Raw genomic sequence first — 15174 nt, 5'->3', positions numbered from 1 at the left:
CTATAGGTTTAAGCCGTGGGGAGGCTCAGTGGATAATTTTCAGTCCTGATTGATATTTTAACATCAATGGAAATCGTAAAATAAGCAAGGGCGCTATTTTAGGTTAATTTGGTTGACTTCCCGCAAGCGCAACCGGCTTTTCAGCTATACCGAATATGTGGCTATTATGAACTAGGGAACGGATCTGCCAGGATGAGCGTGTCCGGACTTTTCCCGTTAACACATCAGGAGGTGGGGCAAAGAGAATCGAACCCACGTCCATCCTCTGTTTGGGGAAAATGTGGAAAAAAGCATTTCCCGCAGTGGCACGCTGACAGGGGGGCAATTTTCAATGCTGAGTGACACAGTGGCATCTTCATTGGAGGATTGGGATCCTGTTGCAGAATCTAGCCCAGAAACAGATCTTGATCTACTAGGTGGGGTTGTTATGGCACTTTCTGGAAATGACAACCGAAAAATGACCACCTGTGCTAACCCAAATTTGACCACCCTGAGCTTTGGTTAAAAAATGGCGGTTCAAGCCTGGCCAGTAATGGAGGGAGCCCTACGGGCGACCGGAATTACTGGCCAGGCTTGGTGGCCGCAGTTTACGCTATTCGTTACCTTGTCACGGATACCGGCTGATCAGTTCCCTGCCCCTGTCGTGGCTGTTCGCAGCTCTGGGAAATTTCTGAACCGTTTGAACGACGGTCGGCAAGGCTTTGTCTCAGGCGGTAGCTCTCCCAGTTACAGTTGATGATTCTGGCCTTGTGGGTCAGCCGGTCCAGCAGGGCCGCGGTCATGGCCTGGTCCCCAAAGACCTGGGTCCAGTCGGCAAAGCCAAGGTTGCTGGTGATCATCACCGAGCCCTTTTCATGGCGCTCGGCCAGAACCTGAAAGAGCAGTTCCGCTCCTTCTTTGGAAAAAGGGATATACCCCAACTCGTCAAGGATCAGGAGGTCGTAACGGCTGTACCGTTTCAGCAACCGTTGCAGATCACGATCCTCCCGGGCCTCGATCAGCTCGTTGACTAGGCCGTAGCAGGTCACAAAACGGGTCCGGTAATTGTTCTTGCAGGCCTCCAGGCCAAGCGCCGTGGCCATATGGGTCTTGCCGGTCCCGCTTGGGCCAAGAAAAATCACATTCCTATGTTCCCGGATGTACTCGCAGGTCGTCAGTTCCCTGAACATCCTGATATCCAGCTCCGGCACGGCCGACAGGTCAAAGGTCTCCAGGGGCTTGAGCAGCGGGAACCAGGCCTCGCGGATTCTCCGTTTCAAACGGTTGGCCGCCCGTGACGCGATCTCCAGACGGGTCAGATCGATGAGCAGCTCGTCATACCCCATGCCGGAGTCCCGGGCCTGCCGGAGAGTGGTTTCCAGTTCCCGGACCATGGCCGACAGTTTCAGATCTTTCAGGTTCGCCTTGAGCTCAAACAGGCCAGTTTCGTTCATTGCACACCTCCCAACTGGCCATATTGACGGATGTCGGCAGGGGCTATGGTCTCCCAGCCATCCAGGGGAGCTGTCTCCACCCGGGGTTCGTTGGCATAAATGAGCACATGGCGGACTCCTTCACTCGAGCTGATCCCCTGTTCCACGGCCAGTTCCACGGCCGCCTCGACCTCGGTGGCCGTATATCGGCGATGCAGCATCAGCACCGATAGAAAATCCTTGATCCCCCGGGTCTCCCCCTGGGCCTGCTGAAATCGTTCCAGAAGACTCTCGTAACAGGCGGGCCACCTGGACCGCCACTGGCGAATGGGACGGGCGCTGTCAAAGGCCATGGGACGCTGCCGGAGCAGATCCAGGTAATGGTCCGGATCCAGCTGCCACTTATTGTTGCCAAATACCCGTTCATGTTCGGCAACCTTTTGGCTCCTCAGGTAAATGGATACTCTGTCCACGCCAAGCAGGATGCTGACCTGCTGCCCGACCAGGCTGGTCGGGACCGAATAGCGGTTCTTGTCGACAATCACGGTCCCAAACTTGTCCACCTTTCCGCTTGTGGATAACTGGTTGCTGTATACCTGGTCAGGCAGGGTAAGAAGCCGCTCCTTCTCCATGGCATGGAGCTCATTCACGGTGTGCTCCCGGCCTGATATGATATGTCCACCATAGGCCTGGCACCGTTTGAGGAGATTCCTGTTGAGTTCTTCCAGGCTGTCAACAACCGGGATGGGAACCAGGTAGTTGCGCCGGGAAAAACCCACCAGACCTTCGACGCCGCCCTTCTCATTGCCCGCGGCCGGATTGGTGAAGCGTGCCTCGAAGTTGTGGTAGCTCCGAAATTTGACAAACGACTCCTGCTCGATGCGGTTACGCCCCTGCAGGACCTTGCGTACAGCCGTGGTCAGGTTGTCATAGATCAGGACAGGGAAAATACCCCTGAAAAACTGAAAACCATGCTGGTGGGCATCGAAAAAAGCCTGCTGACGTTCACATGGATAGGCGCGGACAAAGTGTTTGCCCGAGTACCTGGACCGCATGCAGAACAGCTTGATCGTCTGCCTCTTCCCGCCAAGCACCACCGTGGCCGTGCCCCAGTCAACTTCAGCCTCCAGCCCGGCTTCAGGATCACAGGGGATAAAGGCCCCGGGGACGTTCAGCCCCAGCCGGGCTTTTGCAATCCTCACATAGCGACGGACTGTCGACTCACCTCCGCTATAGCCATATTCCTCGACAAGACGGTGGTAAATCCGACGGGAGGTATGTCGCTGCTTCTTCGGAACAGCCCTGTCACCTTCCAGCCAACCGTCTATCACCTCAAGATACCTCCCTAATACAGGATACGGCTGATTCTTCCGTTCACTGTAGCCCCAAGGTTCTCCCCGAAGCGCTTTCTTCACTGTATTGCGGGAATGTCCGGTCATCCTCGACAACTCACTGATGTTCTTGCCATACACTCGATGGGCCGTCCGTATGAACTCGTACTGATCCATGCTGAGCAACTCCTCTCCTCCCTGGTTATGGTTTTTCCTCCTACCATAACACACGGAAATTCTGCGCTCAGGGTGGTCAATTTTCCGTTAGCACAACACCTCTTTTCTGGTCAATTTTAGGTTAGCACAACCACTTTCAGGGTAGGGAAGGCTTCAAGTCTGATTTTTAGGTCCTTCCGGGTTTTCAGTGGGTAACGGGATACATTTCGAGGCCGCCAAAGTGAAAGAGGATAGCAATCCTCAGGCGGGCCTTGTTCCGAAAACCACAGGCTGTTTTCAGCAGGGTTGCGATCCGGGAGTTGATTCCCTCGGCGGCACCATTGGTAATGCGATGTTTAAAATAATTCATGATTCCATACAGATGGTTCTTCAGGGTATAGGCCGCTTTTCTCACAGGTTCAAGACGGCTGTGGGTTGCCCAGAAAAACCATCGCTTCCAGTGGTGCCAGGCCCAGTGGGAACATTTATAATCCCACAATTTTCGAATGTTCTCCTTGAGGGCCCAGGCTCGCGCTGTTTTCAGATCAGCATCCTTCAGACGGAAGAACCTGTTCCAGTACTTTTCAGGCAGGTTCTCCCTGGCATAGAGCCAGATATATCTGGTTCCGGTGAGCAGGCTGCTGCCTGCCCGAAGCAGGGCCTTGTGCTCCTGTCTTCGCACCTTGTCCACCGCATCACCAAGCTGTTTCATTACGTGAAAACGGTCAAAAACGATCTTGTCCCTCCCGTCCTCCGGCCACGTTTTCTCCACCGCCGAGATATAGGCACTGGACATGTCCATGGAGACAGCTTCAATGGTATCCCGCTGTTGTGGCGTCAGCTGCTGAAAATATGTTTCCAGGCTCCTGCTGCTCCGGCCAACGATAACCTCTTCCACCGTGCCGCGGCCAAGGTCACTGACCACGGTGACGTAGTTCCGCTGGCCCTTGCCGACCGACTTCTCGTCAACCCCGATAACAGGAATGGTCTTGCACCCCTTTCGTCTGAGTCCCCTGGTCACGGCGCGTTCCATGAGATGGTACGCCTCATCCCAGCTGACCCTCAGGATACGCCTGGCCGCCTGTATAGAGGTGTGCAGCAGGACATCGATAGCAAACCCTTCAAACAGCAGGGTGAACCTGGCATGTGGTTCGGCCCATGGCAGCCGTACACGGCGCACACCATGCCTGGAACACTTCATCCGTGGTGGTCTTGCATGAAGAAAGGTCTGAAACTGGCAGCTGTCCAGATGGCGCCACGTTCTTTCTTCGGCATGGTCATGCAGGTTTCCGGGCTTTCCACATTCCGGGCAGGGCCATTTCTCGCCCCGGGGATGGTCAACCCAGATATCTACCCTCTGGGACCCGGGATCAAGTTCAACACGGGCAACAGACCATGGCTTTTCCAGGCCTAACAGATGATAGTATAGGTCAATATCACGCATATCGCACCTCCAGAATTCATGGTTTGGAGACAAATGTAGCGTGATAGCCTGAAAATCGCCACCAGGAGCCAGGTGGGAACTAGTTTCATTCCCTCAACTACCCCTCACAATCAACCCGAAGGGGTAGTTGAGGGAATGAAACCAGGGGATTTACCCACTGAATTTCCGGAAGCACCGATTTTTAAGGTTTGCATAGCTTGCATGGCCTGTATCCTTCCGATATTGCTTTTTCCCGTTTCTTGAACGACGCGACACAATCTTTGCAGTTGTAGTATCTGCATGATTTTTTGTGGAATATTTTGCTCTTGATGTTTCCGTGATACATGCTGTCTGCAACAGCAGTATCATTCTTTTTTTTATGCCTCCATTCCCAGGGCGGCACAGGGGCGCTATCAGCCCACAATCCTAACTTTCCATCCTGTGCCTGTTTTTCGTGCCGCATCCAGTCGTCACAAAAAGATTCTCTGCAATATTTCCGGTAAACCCAGGCATACCCTTCCTTGACCAGTAGTTCGTTGACGTTCTGGCCGTTAATGTACACCAGCCCTACAGTCCTTCCGTACCTGTCCTTGTCTATCGGTTCAACATATACTGTTTTTTTCCGTACCAATGAATTGGTGAACTTTTTTGCCTTCTGGCCAAATGGTTGTCTTTTTTCTGGTGTGTCGATCCCGTAGAGCCGGACCTTAACTTTTTGACCATTCTTTACGACTGTGATGGTATCGCCATCTGCCACACCAATCACTTGTCCGTTCCATGCGAAGGACAATGAAAACCAGGAAAATATAATAATAAACGAAAGGATAATAGAATTTCTTCTCATTTTTTCTCCAATGTAAATATCTTCATTAAGAAATATTATTTGATATTAAAATTTTCAAGACCATTCGTATTGACTTGATGATATTTTTTTGTATACTATATATGCTATATATACCATATGAGTTATTAAGCAAATAACTTAAAGTTTCATGGAGGATTTTTATGGAAAAAACTCTTGTTGAAATTGCTGCTGGCATCGTAAAATCTCAGGCCATGGTCAATCCGATGAGTACTGAAGAGGTGGTAGATTCCCTGGGTAAGGTATTCAATACCCTTAAATCTCTCAGGGATGCAGAAGTTTCAGTAGACGAACCGAAGGAAGATAAGCCTGTAATGGACCCGAAGAAGTCCATCAAACGCAATGTTATTGTTTGTCTTGAGTGCGGGCAGGAATTTAAAATGATTTCTCCTAAACATCTGGAGTCTCATGGGCTCACAGCAAAGGAATACAGGAAAAAATATGGTTTTTCCGCTCGCCAGCCCCTGTGTGCGAAATCCCTTTCCGAGCGGCGTTCCAAATCAGGCAAGGAGCGCGGGTTGCCCGAAAATCTGCGTAAGGCCATTGAGGCGCGGAAACAGAAAGGAGCAAAGGGCTCTGGAACTGCCAGCGGCAAAGGTTGATAGTTATTGCCACCCCTGCTGGAGACCGTGCAGCGGGGGTGGCAGCAATGTCAGAATTTTTCGAGCAGCTTTGTGCTGGGCTTGAACTTGACCGCCTTTCGCTCCTTGATTTGAATAACCTCGCCGGTTTTTGGATTCCGGCCCTCCCGTGCTGGCCGGGTAACGACTGTAAAAATACCGAAATCGGCCAGGGAAACCCTGCTGTCACCGTCGACCAATGCGGTGGAGATAGTGTTCAGGATATTATTCACCATTCTTTTGGCGTCCGCCTTGCTCATGTTGTTTTCCTGAGCCACCTTGCTGATCAGGTCACCTTTGTTCATCAGCTTCTCTCCTTTTAATTTTTTTTTACCGTTAATCGGTTAATTTTCGACTGGTTCTGTCTTTTTGCTGTCTGCCGCTGCCGCTTCTCTGAGTGCCTTGAACTCCTTTAAATCCCGAGGCACGCGATACTTGAACCCGACTTTTCTGCTCAGGCGGGCCGTGAACCTCGAAAAAGCCAACGCGATCTCCTGGGCCTCTTCCATGAGCTTGGCACCTTCCTCATGGGTGATGCCGCCAGGTTCACCGAGCTTGCCCTTGAAGTTGGCATAAGCCTGGTCAAACTGGCGCATGATGTTGAACATGATAAAACCGAAAGGCGAATTGATTCTGATTACACGAGAACCCCGTTCTTTTGCCATAAATATTTTTCGTTCAACAATTTCGTTCCAATCCACTTTTCTCTCGTTCGTTGATTCAGAGTTCTTGGTGTTTTCCATGATTCCTCCACTTTTGCATTTTGATATGTTTTATTTTGCGGAAATGATCCGCTCATTACGTTTGCTTTTATACCGATTCCATATGTCCAGTGAATATACCATCCCGTATGGGACCACCGCTCCTACTACCATCAGTACAGCGCTCTCTGTGGCAACCGGAACTAAATATGGTTTGATTTTCAGGTATCCATAATACAGTGATTTTGGATTCAAGCCTAAGTTCTTTGAAATGTATTGAGATAGTTCCCACACTCTTTCTGGAGTGCTTATGCGATACAATACAAGATAAAATACATATATTAAGAACGCTTTTGTAATCAAAGACATTATTCGTCCGCCAAAAAGCGAATTGATAGATTTTCTGGTTATGTTGCCAACATAGTAACGGCTGACATAGCTACACAGCAGTGTATTAACGACCAGCACCATGTAAGGAAGAGATCCAAATAAAATTTTTGTAAACGTGTCAGGTTCTTTTAATATAAAAGGAAGCATGTAAAACGAAATAAACGGCATGAGCAATGCCAATGCTAAACCCTCATGGAAGCCGCTCTTGATCCCTATTTTAAAAAAATCGAGAGTGCGTTCTATTGTAAGAAATTCACATGGAATATCCTGACCTTCTTTTTCAATCACATAAAACTGCTGTATGTCAGAAATGGCATTCAGTAAATTTTTAGGGCGTTCAATGTGCCCCTGGTCAGTGGTGACGATTGTTGCATTGGTGTCGTTTCTGCTGTTTGAATCCTTCGACATTGATTCAACCTCTTACCGTTTTTTTGCGTATGCAGTTACTGACTGAAATTTTTTCAATCTATCTGGTTTGTCCTTTTCCATCTCGGCGATAGACCCGAATGCCTCTGCGTGAAACGGTGTGTAGTACCCTTTGAAAGATTTACCGTCCCTGGTCGTAACCATGAAATATCCGCCAAAATAGGCGTCCTTGATTAAGCCCCTGTCGATCACATTGTGTTCAACCCGTAGGTGATGAACGATAGTGAACAGGACTTTCCGCATGGTCGCATCTCCCTGGGCCATTGTAGCGATCTCCATGACCCCGGCCCGTTCAGCCATTTTTCTGGCAACTTCTTCCATGGCTTTGACCTGCACATAAACGTGTCCATCCGGCATGGAAAAGGCCATGAACCGCCGGCCAAGCATCTTGTTGATGTATGGTTTCAGCGCCTCCAGGAACGCCTGAGCATCAAACCAGGCTGAAATGTTTATCAGCTCCGGTGTGGCTGCCTCTTTCTTTGTCTCTGCTGCATCATCTCCGTAAATATCAGCCTGAGCCTGCCAGGCAGCCGAGCTGTCGTTTCCGGCCCGGGCCGGAACAGAGTTCGATTCTTCGTTTGCTTTTTTCGTGATCGGTGCGGCCTCCGACTTTTCAGGTTTCTGATCTTTACCCAACCGCTCAATCGCATCTTCCAACTCTTTCTGCCTGGCCCGCTGGTCAGCTTTCTTCAGTGTCTTGCCGAGGAGTCCTTCGGGCATTTTGTGATGCAGCTTGATAGCCCTGGTTATCTCCTCTTTCCTGCCAAGCTTTTTGAACTCCGGAATTTCGGCCAGCGGTCTGCCTGCGGCCAATGGATGCTCGCCCAGGCTGTACAGGTACCCGCGTACAGATTCCAGCTTGCCCAAGTCATGGCCAAGGGCCGCGATCATTGCGTCCGGGATAATGTGCTGGGCTTCAGCCTGGACCAACAGTTTGACTGTCTCTTCCGCGACGTTAAGGGTATGGTTCAGCAGTGTGATTTGTGAGAGCAGGTTGAAGGTGTTGGTATCCCATGATCCTTCCACGTCTCCGGCGGCATTGACCACGGATGGACAATCGCCTTCCTTGTCCAGCAGGAGCAATATCTTGCCACACACCTCTTTATGCAGCTCGGCGTTGCAAAACCATGACGCATTAATTTGCCTGTCATAAAACTCTGTGACCCGTTTGTGGCTGAATACCAGGGAACTGGCCTCCTGGTCTGCCAGTGCCTTTTCATCGCGCCATAGTGGAGCAAGGTTTGCGATATGGATTTCACAAGGGCCATTTTTGGTCCATACGGAGGACAATTCCCGCAACGTAATCTTTTTGATGACCGTTTGCCGTTGGCGACTCCCGAGAATGAGAACCAAAACGGCAATGAGGACCAAAAAAACAGCCACGCCAAGCAGCACGATGTGTAGCGGGACTTGGTACATCAGGTCACCTCCTCAACAATTTTGCCGTCTTTGACATCCGGAAAAACGACCCGGATAGTGGAGTCGGCAACATCGGCGGAGATCCCTTTGTAGATACCGGAATAGGTTGTCAGGAACAGCTCCCTCGGTGCCATATTCAGCACCTCGGTGTGCTTGACTCTGACTTCCTCGCTTTCCCTGATCGACAGGCCGCCGCCCAGGGAAATAATGGGGCTGAACCTGCGCTGTTCGCCCAGATGCTCCGATACATAGTTGGCTGTATGGGCGTCTGGAACCCGCATGAACAGCTTGGTGTTACAGTTGTCCAGAATTGTGTTGGCGTGATCCTCTCCGACCTCGGCGAATAACTGGCTGATGGACTGGCAGTACCCGTGTATGAAGACCCCGGCTCCTCCGGCCTTTGCAAACAGGTCCTCGATACCCCGATAGAGGACGGACTGAGCCTCGTCGATATGCAGCACTAGGGGAGGGTTCACGTTCTTGCCGCTGGAAAACCTGCGGCCCACGAAAGCCTGAAGCATGGAAATGATTACTTTTCCGGCGGTATATGCTGCCCGTTTGGTAAGCAGTGACCCGAGCTGCACCACCAGGATCACTCCCTTGCCTTCCTCGAGGCGTTTGATGAAACGGTTTTCGTCAGCCTTGCCGATGATCCGGCCAACATTGCCGGATGTCAGCTCCGTGAGCGCAACCCGGAGCGAGCTTGCCACCTTGGAGTAATAGTCCGGTGGAGTGGCAAGAATTTTTTGCATATCTTTTGCCAACTGCTCTGCCTCCGGATGATCGAGATAGTCAATTTTTTCCTTCAGGGTTTCCAAGGCAGCCCGACCGATATGATTTTTAACGTCATTGAGATTGAAAGATGGTGTTACGCCAGCCTGTTCTGCCAGCATAAGGAGGGCCTGAACCACAACCAGACTGACTTCGTAGGCGACACCGAAAAAATATGGTTCATTGCCGATGGCTACACCGGCGGTAATATGGGCAACCAGTTCCTCGGGCATGTAGTACGAGGACAATGGATCGAGAATGGCGCTGTATTGGGGAAAAATCGGGGTAATCAGGATCAGATCATTCAGTCTGTTTGTATCATCGGCGATTTGGGTAATTTTTGAAAAGAGATCAATATCCCCTTTTGGATCAATGGCCACCACCGAGTAACCTTTTCTGATATCCTGCTCGATGATGTTTTCCATGACCCGTGTTTTACCGACCCTGGTGGTGCCAAAACACCAGAAATGTCCCTTCCGGTAACTGTCCGGGTATCCCAGTGGAATAATTTTTTTCGGTTCGTCCAGATGGATGCCCGTTCCTATATGAGTCCAGGGCTCCTTTTGTTTTCTGCGAAAAAACATTAAAAAATCCTGACCAGCAAAATGATTGCAGGTAGCCCCCACAAAGCCACCGAAACGATAATTTCCCCTGGCCCGCCCGTCCGGTACAGCGAAAAGCTCTGTTTTTTTCCAAAAGGTTTCCCCAAGGGAATCCCTGCTGGAGTCGCCAGGTCCAAAACAAGATGAAGCAGTCCACCTGCAAGGAAACCGGCCACAAGCCAAAACCCCGGACCGTCCACAGGAGCAAAGAATAGGGCGGCCAGGGCCATGATCCACGGCCAAGGCCAATGCGTAATAGTCCTGTGCGGAACCAGCGATTGCCGGCCAAACCATTTGCTGAACCAGGCAACCTCCAGCCAATCCGGGGCCAGCGATCCAAGTAGACAGCCAACGGCAAACATGGAGGCTGAGAACAAGGATGACAGCATGAGAAAAGCGGTTGCTGCGATAGCCCCTGCGGATACTTTATGGCCAAATCGAGACATCTGTTTTTTTGCCGGAATTTGCCTTTTTTCTGTTTGCCAAGGAATTAACAACGCTGACCTGGATATGCTCGCCAAACTCCTGCTTCGCCGCCAGGATAGCTTTTCTGGGCAAGAACCTGTTGGACACCACAAAACTTTTGCGACCGACGTAGCGTTTTTCGCAACGAATTTTCACATCCACGCCAACCAGTTGGTCCTCCAGAAGATTTTTCACCAGATTTTTTGAAACCCGATCCACAACAACCTTGATACGCGGAGTCTTGTTCAGCAGGACAGGCTCAACTCTTCGAATGTTAAAAGCCCGCCTCTGGCCGACCCTTAAACGATCCCGTTCGTGCAATCCAATCCGGTTGCCAGGGCAGGTGGCAATAATCGGGTTTCCGTCTTCGATTTCGATTTCAACACGAAGGCTGCCGTCGGTATTCCGGCCAATGATCTCGCCCCACCGCATCTCCTTTTCGCATTTTTTGTATCGGGCCACCTCTTTCAGACACGCTGCCTTAGCCAGATTGGTGTTTAAAATCCGCTTGAGCGTGTTCCAGCCCCGCATGGTGGTCAGCTCTATCGGAATCTGCCTGATTATCCCGTCAGAGTTGTAATAGGCTTGGGCCATCAGGCTGTCTTCCCCGAAAAACACGACTACGTTTTTCCGGTGCCACCTGGACAGCATGGAGGAAAATGTTTTTTCTATCTCCCCCATGACTTCCCCCCTGGTAAGCCGGTATTTTTTTGTGAACTCGTTGATGATTTCGTCCATATTCTTTCTGCCGTAAAAACAGTCTCTCACCCTCTCTTACCGGGGGGCGGAACCTTTTTTCGGGAAAAAAATGATTTTTTTTCAAAAAAATTAAAGCGCCGGACAGCCCAGCGTTGTCTGGTAATTTTTTTCTTGCAATATCTGAAACAGTGTCTAAAAATATACTCATAATTCCATCTCGCTCTTTGTGAGATAATCCTCCATCCGGAGGAAATAGCTGGGCTGTCCGGCGCATAGTTTAATTGCGGTTGCGAACTTCCTGCGTTGCCATTGTGCTATAGGACTGACCCTTGGAACCCAGGCTCATAAGCCACCACATCTCTTGTGGAAGAACAGTTTAATCGCGGTTGCGAACTTCCCCTTTCACCAGGCAGATGTGGCAGTTAGTAGCAGGATTCTGTCTTGAATCCTTGCATCCTTAGTCTTTTTCCCTACCCAATCAAAATGTCTGGCATTTGACTTTTGCGCCGCTTTGCGCGCGTGCTGTTTCGTCCAGACATGAAAAATATCCTTAGTTAATCCACAACCCCATATCCACGGGAGTGAAACTTTGTCGCTCCCGATGGGGCATAGTGTTTCTCTCCCGTGTAATCACGAGGAGGAAATAACTATGTCCATCACGAAACAGGTCGAAGCGATCAACGCACAGCTCAGGTCTTTTGGCCGTGAGGCCGTGCAGGAAATCAAAATGGTCGGAAAAAACGGCCAGGTCATCGGCCAGGTCCGTTACGGCTATAAACCGCAATATGTTTTTGATGCGGTCAACGCCATTATCGGACCTGAAAACTGGAGGTATGAGGTTGTAAGCAAAGAGATATTTGACAACCAGGCGGTTGTCGATGTGAAACTCTTTGTCCGAGTCGATGGCGAATGGTTGTGTAAGGGCGTGCAGGCCGGACAGATGCAGATCGTCCGGGGGAACGTCGGTGATGCCATGAAAGGGGCAATTACCGATGGTATCCAGAAGTGCATGTCCCTCTTATCAATCGGCAGCGATGCCTACAAAGGACTGCTGAAAGAGGTTTACCTTGGCCGCAATGGCCAGCGGCAGCCTTCTCCTGACAAGCAACCTGCCAGGCAACCTACGCCGCCATCTCAGAATCGTTCTTCCGATATACAGCTCCCCAAGATTGATGGAATTTCCTACAGGAAGCTTCCCAATGGCACCATTTACGCCACAGGGAAAGCTGTATATTCGAAAAGAGAACTGCTCAAATCTGCTGGATTCCGTTGGGATAAAGCAGAAAAAGTTTGGGCTATTCCTGCTAATTGATAATCCATTCCCTTGCCGGGGATACATTTCCCCGGATAAGGGGGCATAATGTATCCTCGGTAAAAGAACTTGAGCTGCGTTCGGTAACGCCGCTCACCTTATCAACTATTAAGATGATAGCGTGAGCGGCGTTGCTGTTCACAGCTATCCTTAAATCTTTTACCAAGGAGGTGCATTATGCTGAACATGGATAATTTTAAATACGACTTCAACTGGCCTTTCCTGTATGACAACAAATGTTATGATATATTTACTTCTGTAGATCGTGATGATTTTCTGGAAGTTACAGTCATGCACCACGGGAAAGTGATAAGCACGCTTACCAAAAAGATTACGGACAAAAATGATTTTGTTCGTGAAGCATTCCAGATGGCCGAAGAGGCAATAGCAGTTCCTATTGCCCTGGCCGCTTAACTGATAGAACACAACACCCAATGAGGGAGTGATACCCATTCCCTCGGCGGGAATCCGTGTATCCTCCCTCGTTTGTAAAGGAGGATATATGGATGGATATAAGGAACACCTTGCTGACCAGCCTACGTAAGCTGGCACAGCAACACACTGAAGAAACTTTAGGAGATCGTAGTTCATATCTCGGCGCGTCCGACATCGGTTCCTGCCCGAGAAAGACAATCCTATCTAAAATATCGCCGGTCGATCACGACCTGGCGACTCTTCTCCATTTCCAACGAGGGCACTTGACGGAAGACATCGTTGCGGATGCTTTCACTGCCGCTGGTTATACCAACTTCAAGCGGCAGGTGGAAGTTGTCTATGACGGTGATGTTCCGATCAAGGCCCACCTTGATTTCGTATTCTTCTCCAAAGCCAAGAAAACCCTCTCGGTTTTAGAGGTAAAGAGCCCAGGAAAAACCCCGGACACTCCATATAGCTCCTGGGAGGAACAGCTTTACCTCCAAATGGGCTTGTTGGCCAAAAAATATCCCGATTACACCGTTGATAAGGGGGCTATTTTATGCCTGAACCTGGCCTATGGCGAGGTGGCATTTTTCAATGGCTATACCCCGGATGAAAATATCTTCAGCGGTCTGATGGATCGGGCCAGAAAGCTCTGGTCTGATTACCAGGGGATGAAGAGAGAGGAAGACATCGAGCTAGCTACGGAGCCAAGCCCTCTGTGTGGCTTCTGCAATTATATCTCCACCTGCCCCAGGTTCGAGGCCGAAGAGGTTCCTGAGCTGGCGGAACTGGTAGGGATTCTGGACGAATTGCAAGCCAGACAGAAGGAGCTTGCCAAAGAGATTGAATATCATAAGAAGGGCCTCCTCACCATCGTATCGAAGCGAGGCCCGATTAAAGCAGGGGGATGCTTCCTTCGGGAAGTCTCCCGAAACAGGAAGGTCTTCAATATGGACCGGCTGGAAGCTTTCCTAAGCGAAAATGGTTGTTCCCCTGATGAATTCAAGGTGAACAGGCCCTATTCGTTTTTGGAAATGAAGAAAGTCGTCTGATCGAAGACGTAACCCGAACCCACCAAAAAATGGGGGAGTGAATTTTTCCCCACGGTGGGGACGGGTTTGCGCCCCCTTGATTTTAAAGGAGAAAAAAATGAATAAAGCTATGTTGATCGGTCACCTCGGAAATGATCCTGAAATCCGCTATACCCAGGACGGAATTCCTGTCGCCATCTTCAGCCTTGCCACGACAACACGTTGGCGAGACAAGGATGGTAAAAAGCAGGAGAAAGCTGAATGGCACCGAATCGTGGCCTGGCGACGGTTGGCAGAAATCTGCGGTGAATATCTTGCTAAAGGCTCTCATGTTTACATTGGAGGAGCTATTCAGACCAGGAAATGGGAAGACAAGAGTGGCAATCCCCGTTATGTGACGGAAATTATTGCCACCGAGATGGAAATGCTCGGCAGCAGGCAGGAGAATACGGATTCCCCGCCCCAGAGCGATCCCATGGAGCCGCCTATGCCTAGTGTTGACGATATTCCCTTTTAATTTCAGGTTTAACTGATAGCCCAAGTCCTGCCCCTTGGCGGGGCTTGGGCTTTTTAGTTTGCCCGGCATGGCGGGCAAACCCAGCCTGTGTTAAGCAGGCGTCACCCTGACCAGGGGAAGACAATCCGAATCGTAAGGGCGTTGCTGGTAACGGCAGGGTCTGAAGGAAGCGATAGGAAGTGAGCGGCACATAGCGCAAGCGAACCTGATTCGGCGTATCAGGAGGGTAAGCGTCCTAAATAGCGCGAAGCCCGATACCTGGTCAGTCCTGATACGTGATTGAGGATGTGGTCGCTCACAGGGAGTTCGCCTTAACCGGGGAAGCCTTGCACTGTTTCCGCATTAAGCGGAAAAAGAGAAGCACAAGGAGAAATCCAAGGCGGATCGAAGCGGTGTGAGGTGGCAGATGATTCCGTAGTAGTGATGAAATTCCGGCCTGTGAAGCCTGGTAACAGTGTGGAGGATAAAACCGGGATGACCCAACGGCCTGGTTCGTTGGGGGCAGTTATGAGCCAAAAGCCATATCTGTTGCGAAGGGATGAAGTTTATTTGAAGGTTTTCCGGAATCTATGGACACCTGGCAGACTGAACACAAGCCGTCCGACGGGACGGGGCAC

General features: G+C 50.4%; 18 protein-coding genes. 6 read left to right on the top strand and 12 right to left on the bottom strand.

The genetic code is table 11. The features are described from left to right. Positions 1-280 precede the first annotated feature (280 nt). The gene (locus GF1_RS08385; protein ID WP_267926084.1) at positions 281-505 is read left to right on the top strand and encodes a hypothetical protein; all 225 of its coding nucleotides are present in this window, start codon (positions 281-283) and stop codon (positions 503-505) included. Positions 506-599: 94 nt separating this feature from the next. Here GF1_RS08385 and istB read toward each other — a convergent pair whose 3' ends face one another. From istB to GF1_RS08360, 4 genes are all read right to left on the bottom strand, one after another. Continuing rightward, on the bottom strand, positions 600-1433 hold the full coding sequence (gene istB, locus GF1_RS08380) for an IS21-like element helper ATPase IstB (RefSeq protein ID WP_267926082.1): 834 nt from the start codon (positions 1431-1433) through the stop codon (positions 600-602). Next, positions 1430-2920, bottom strand: a complete 1491-nt coding sequence (istA, locus tag GF1_RS08375) for an IS21 family transposase (protein WP_267926081.1) — start codon at positions 2918-2920, stop codon at positions 1430-1432. The genes istB and istA overlap by 4 nt, the downstream gene beginning before the upstream one ends. 184 nt (positions 2921-3104) lie before the next feature. Then, positions 3105-4343, bottom strand: coding sequence for an ISL3 family transposase (locus GF1_RS08370; protein ID WP_353740407.1), 1239 nt, complete (start codon positions 4341-4343; stop codon positions 3105-3107). 181 nt (positions 4344-4524) lie between these two features. Continuing rightward, positions 4525-5166, bottom strand: a complete 642-nt coding sequence (locus tag GF1_RS08360; RefSeq protein ID WP_267926080.1) for a thermonuclease family protein — start codon at positions 5164-5166, stop codon at positions 4525-4527. A 161-nt stretch (positions 5167-5327) separates the two neighbouring features. Between GF1_RS08360 and GF1_RS08355 the strand changes: the two genes are divergently transcribed. Continuing rightward, on the top strand, positions 5328-5786 hold the full coding sequence (locus tag GF1_RS08355) for a Ros/MucR family transcriptional regulator (protein WP_267926079.1): 459 nt from the start codon (positions 5328-5330) through the stop codon (positions 5784-5786). 50 nt (positions 5787-5836) lie between these two features. Here GF1_RS08355 and GF1_RS08350 read toward each other — a convergent pair whose 3' ends face one another. Genes GF1_RS08350 through GF1_RS08315 form a run of 8 tightly spaced genes read right to left on the bottom strand, consistent with a single transcriptional unit; the run spans position 5837 to position 11551 of the window. Next, the gene (locus tag GF1_RS08350; protein ID WP_267926078.1) at positions 5837-6109 is read right to left on the bottom strand and encodes an HU family DNA-binding protein; all 273 of its coding nucleotides are present in this window, start codon (positions 6107-6109) and stop codon (positions 5837-5839) included. A gap of 39 nt (positions 6110-6148) precedes the next feature. Next, positions 6149-6547: a recombinase gene (locus tag GF1_RS08345; RefSeq protein WP_267926077.1), complete on the bottom strand. Its 399-nt coding sequence runs from the start codon at positions 6545-6547 to the stop codon at positions 6149-6151. Between the two features lie 30 nt (positions 6548-6577). Then, entirely contained in the window at positions 6578-7303 is a 726-nt protein-coding gene (locus GF1_RS08340) for a hypothetical protein (protein ID WP_267926076.1), read from the bottom strand. Positions 7304-7315: 12 nt separating this feature from the next. Further along, a complete protein-coding gene (locus GF1_RS08335; protein WP_267926074.1) occupies positions 7316-8740 on the bottom strand; it encodes an HD domain-containing protein in 1425 nt (474 codons plus the stop codon). Then, positions 8740-10095 carry a type IV secretory system conjugative DNA transfer family protein gene (locus tag GF1_RS08330; RefSeq protein ID WP_267926073.1) on the bottom strand — a complete coding sequence of 452 codons (1356 nt, stop codon included), beginning with the start codon at positions 10093-10095 and terminating at the stop codon, positions 8740-8742. Before GF1_RS08330 ends, GF1_RS08335 begins: the two co-directional genes overlap by 1 nt. After that, a complete protein-coding gene (locus GF1_RS08325) occupies positions 10095-10559 on the bottom strand; it encodes a metal-dependent hydrolase (protein ID WP_267926072.1) in 465 nt (154 codons plus the stop codon). The genes GF1_RS08330 and GF1_RS08325 overlap by 1 nt, the downstream gene beginning before the upstream one ends. Continuing rightward, positions 10540-11172: a hypothetical protein gene (locus tag GF1_RS08320; RefSeq protein ID WP_267926070.1), complete on the bottom strand. Its 633-nt coding sequence runs from the start codon at positions 11170-11172 to the stop codon at positions 10540-10542. Before GF1_RS08320 ends, GF1_RS08325 begins: the two co-directional genes overlap by 20 nt. Next, on the bottom strand, positions 11147-11551 hold the full coding sequence (locus GF1_RS08315) for a hypothetical protein (protein WP_267926069.1): 405 nt from the start codon (positions 11549-11551) through the stop codon (positions 11147-11149). The genes GF1_RS08320 and GF1_RS08315 overlap by 26 nt, the downstream gene beginning before the upstream one ends. Before the next feature lie 375 nt (positions 11552-11926). On the opposite strand from GF1_RS08315, the gene GF1_RS08310 reads away from it, so the two are divergent. The 4 genes from GF1_RS08310 to GF1_RS08295 all read left to right on the top strand — a co-directional run bounded on the left by GF1_RS08310 (position 11927) and on the right by GF1_RS08295 (position 14557). After that, entirely contained in the window at positions 11927-12589 is a 663-nt protein-coding gene (locus GF1_RS08310) for a hypothetical protein (RefSeq protein ID WP_267926068.1), read from the top strand. 177 nt (positions 12590-12766) lie between these two features. Next, positions 12767-13003, top strand: coding sequence for a hypothetical protein (locus tag GF1_RS08305; RefSeq protein WP_267926066.1), 237 nt, complete (start codon positions 12767-12769; stop codon positions 13001-13003). 92 nt (positions 13004-13095) lie between these two features. Further along, positions 13096-14061: a PD-(D/E)XK nuclease family protein gene (locus GF1_RS08300; RefSeq protein ID WP_267926065.1), complete on the top strand. Its 966-nt coding sequence runs from the start codon at positions 13096-13098 to the stop codon at positions 14059-14061. Positions 14062-14158: 97 nt separating this feature from the next. Next, positions 14159-14557 carry a single-stranded DNA-binding protein gene (locus tag GF1_RS08295; RefSeq protein ID WP_267926064.1) on the top strand — a complete coding sequence of 133 codons (399 nt, stop codon included), beginning with the start codon at positions 14159-14161 and terminating at the stop codon, positions 14555-14557. Positions 14558-15174: the final 617 nt, after the last annotated feature.

Origin of the sequence: Desulfolithobacter dissulfuricans (genome assembly GCF_025998535.1) — a bacterium.
Lineage (GTDB): Bacteria > Desulfobacterota > Desulfobulbia > Desulfobulbales > Desulfobulbaceae > Desulfolithobacter > Desulfolithobacter dissulfuricans.
Note: the sequence above shows the minus strand (reverse complement) of the source record. Positions and strands in the feature narration are given on the sequence as shown.

Excerpts from the sequence above, each read along its gene's own strand:
- istB (WP_267926082.1), bottom strand. The coding sequence starts at position 1,433 with ATGAACGAAACTGGCCTGTTTGAGCTCAAGGCGAACCTGAAAGATCTG.
- istA (WP_267926081.1), bottom strand. The coding sequence starts at position 2,920 with ATGGATCAGTACGAGTTCATACGGACGGCCCATCGAGTGTATGGCAAG.
- GF1_RS08370 (WP_353740407.1), bottom strand. The coding sequence starts at position 4,343 with ATGCGTGATATTGACCTATACTATCATCTGTTAGGCCTGGAAAAGCCA.
- GF1_RS08360 (WP_267926080.1), bottom strand. The coding sequence starts at position 5,166 with ATGAGAAGAAATTCTATTATCCTTTCGTTTATTATTATATTTTCCTGG.
- GF1_RS08355 (WP_267926079.1), top strand. The coding sequence starts at position 5,328 with ATGGAAAAAACTCTTGTTGAAATTGCTGCTGGCATCGTAAAATCTCAG.
- GF1_RS08350 (WP_267926078.1), bottom strand. The coding sequence starts at position 6,109 with ATGAACAAAGGTGACCTGATCAGCAAGGTGGCTCAGGAAAACAACATG.
- GF1_RS08345 (WP_267926077.1), bottom strand. The coding sequence starts at position 6,547 with ATGGAAAACACCAAGAACTCTGAATCAACGAACGAGAGAAAAGTGGAT.
- GF1_RS08340 (WP_267926076.1), bottom strand. The coding sequence starts at position 7,303 with ATGTCGAAGGATTCAAACAGCAGAAACGACACCAATGCAACAATCGTC.
- GF1_RS08335 (WP_267926074.1), bottom strand. The coding sequence starts at position 8,740 with ATGTACCAAGTCCCGCTACACATCGTGCTGCTTGGCGTGGCTGTTTTT.
- GF1_RS08330 (WP_267926073.1), bottom strand. The coding sequence starts at position 10,095 with ATGTTTTTTCGCAGAAAACAAAAGGAGCCCTGGACTCATATAGGAACG.
- GF1_RS08325 (WP_267926072.1), bottom strand. The coding sequence starts at position 10,559 with ATGTCTCGATTTGGCCATAAAGTATCCGCAGGGGCTATCGCAGCAACC.
- GF1_RS08320 (WP_267926070.1), bottom strand. The coding sequence starts at position 11,172 with ATGGCCCAAGCCTATTACAACTCTGACGGGATAATCAGGCAGATTCCG.
- GF1_RS08315 (WP_267926069.1), bottom strand. The coding sequence starts at position 11,551 with ATGCGCCGGACAGCCCAGCTATTTCCTCCGGATGGAGGATTATCTCAC.
- GF1_RS08310 (WP_267926068.1), top strand. The coding sequence starts at position 11,927 with ATGTCCATCACGAAACAGGTCGAAGCGATCAACGCACAGCTCAGGTCT.
- GF1_RS08305 (WP_267926066.1), top strand. The coding sequence starts at position 12,767 with ATGCTGAACATGGATAATTTTAAATACGACTTCAACTGGCCTTTCCTG.
- GF1_RS08300 (WP_267926065.1), top strand. The coding sequence starts at position 13,096 with ATGGATATAAGGAACACCTTGCTGACCAGCCTACGTAAGCTGGCACAG.
- GF1_RS08295 (WP_267926064.1), top strand. The coding sequence starts at position 14,159 with ATGAATAAAGCTATGTTGATCGGTCACCTCGGAAATGATCCTGAAATC.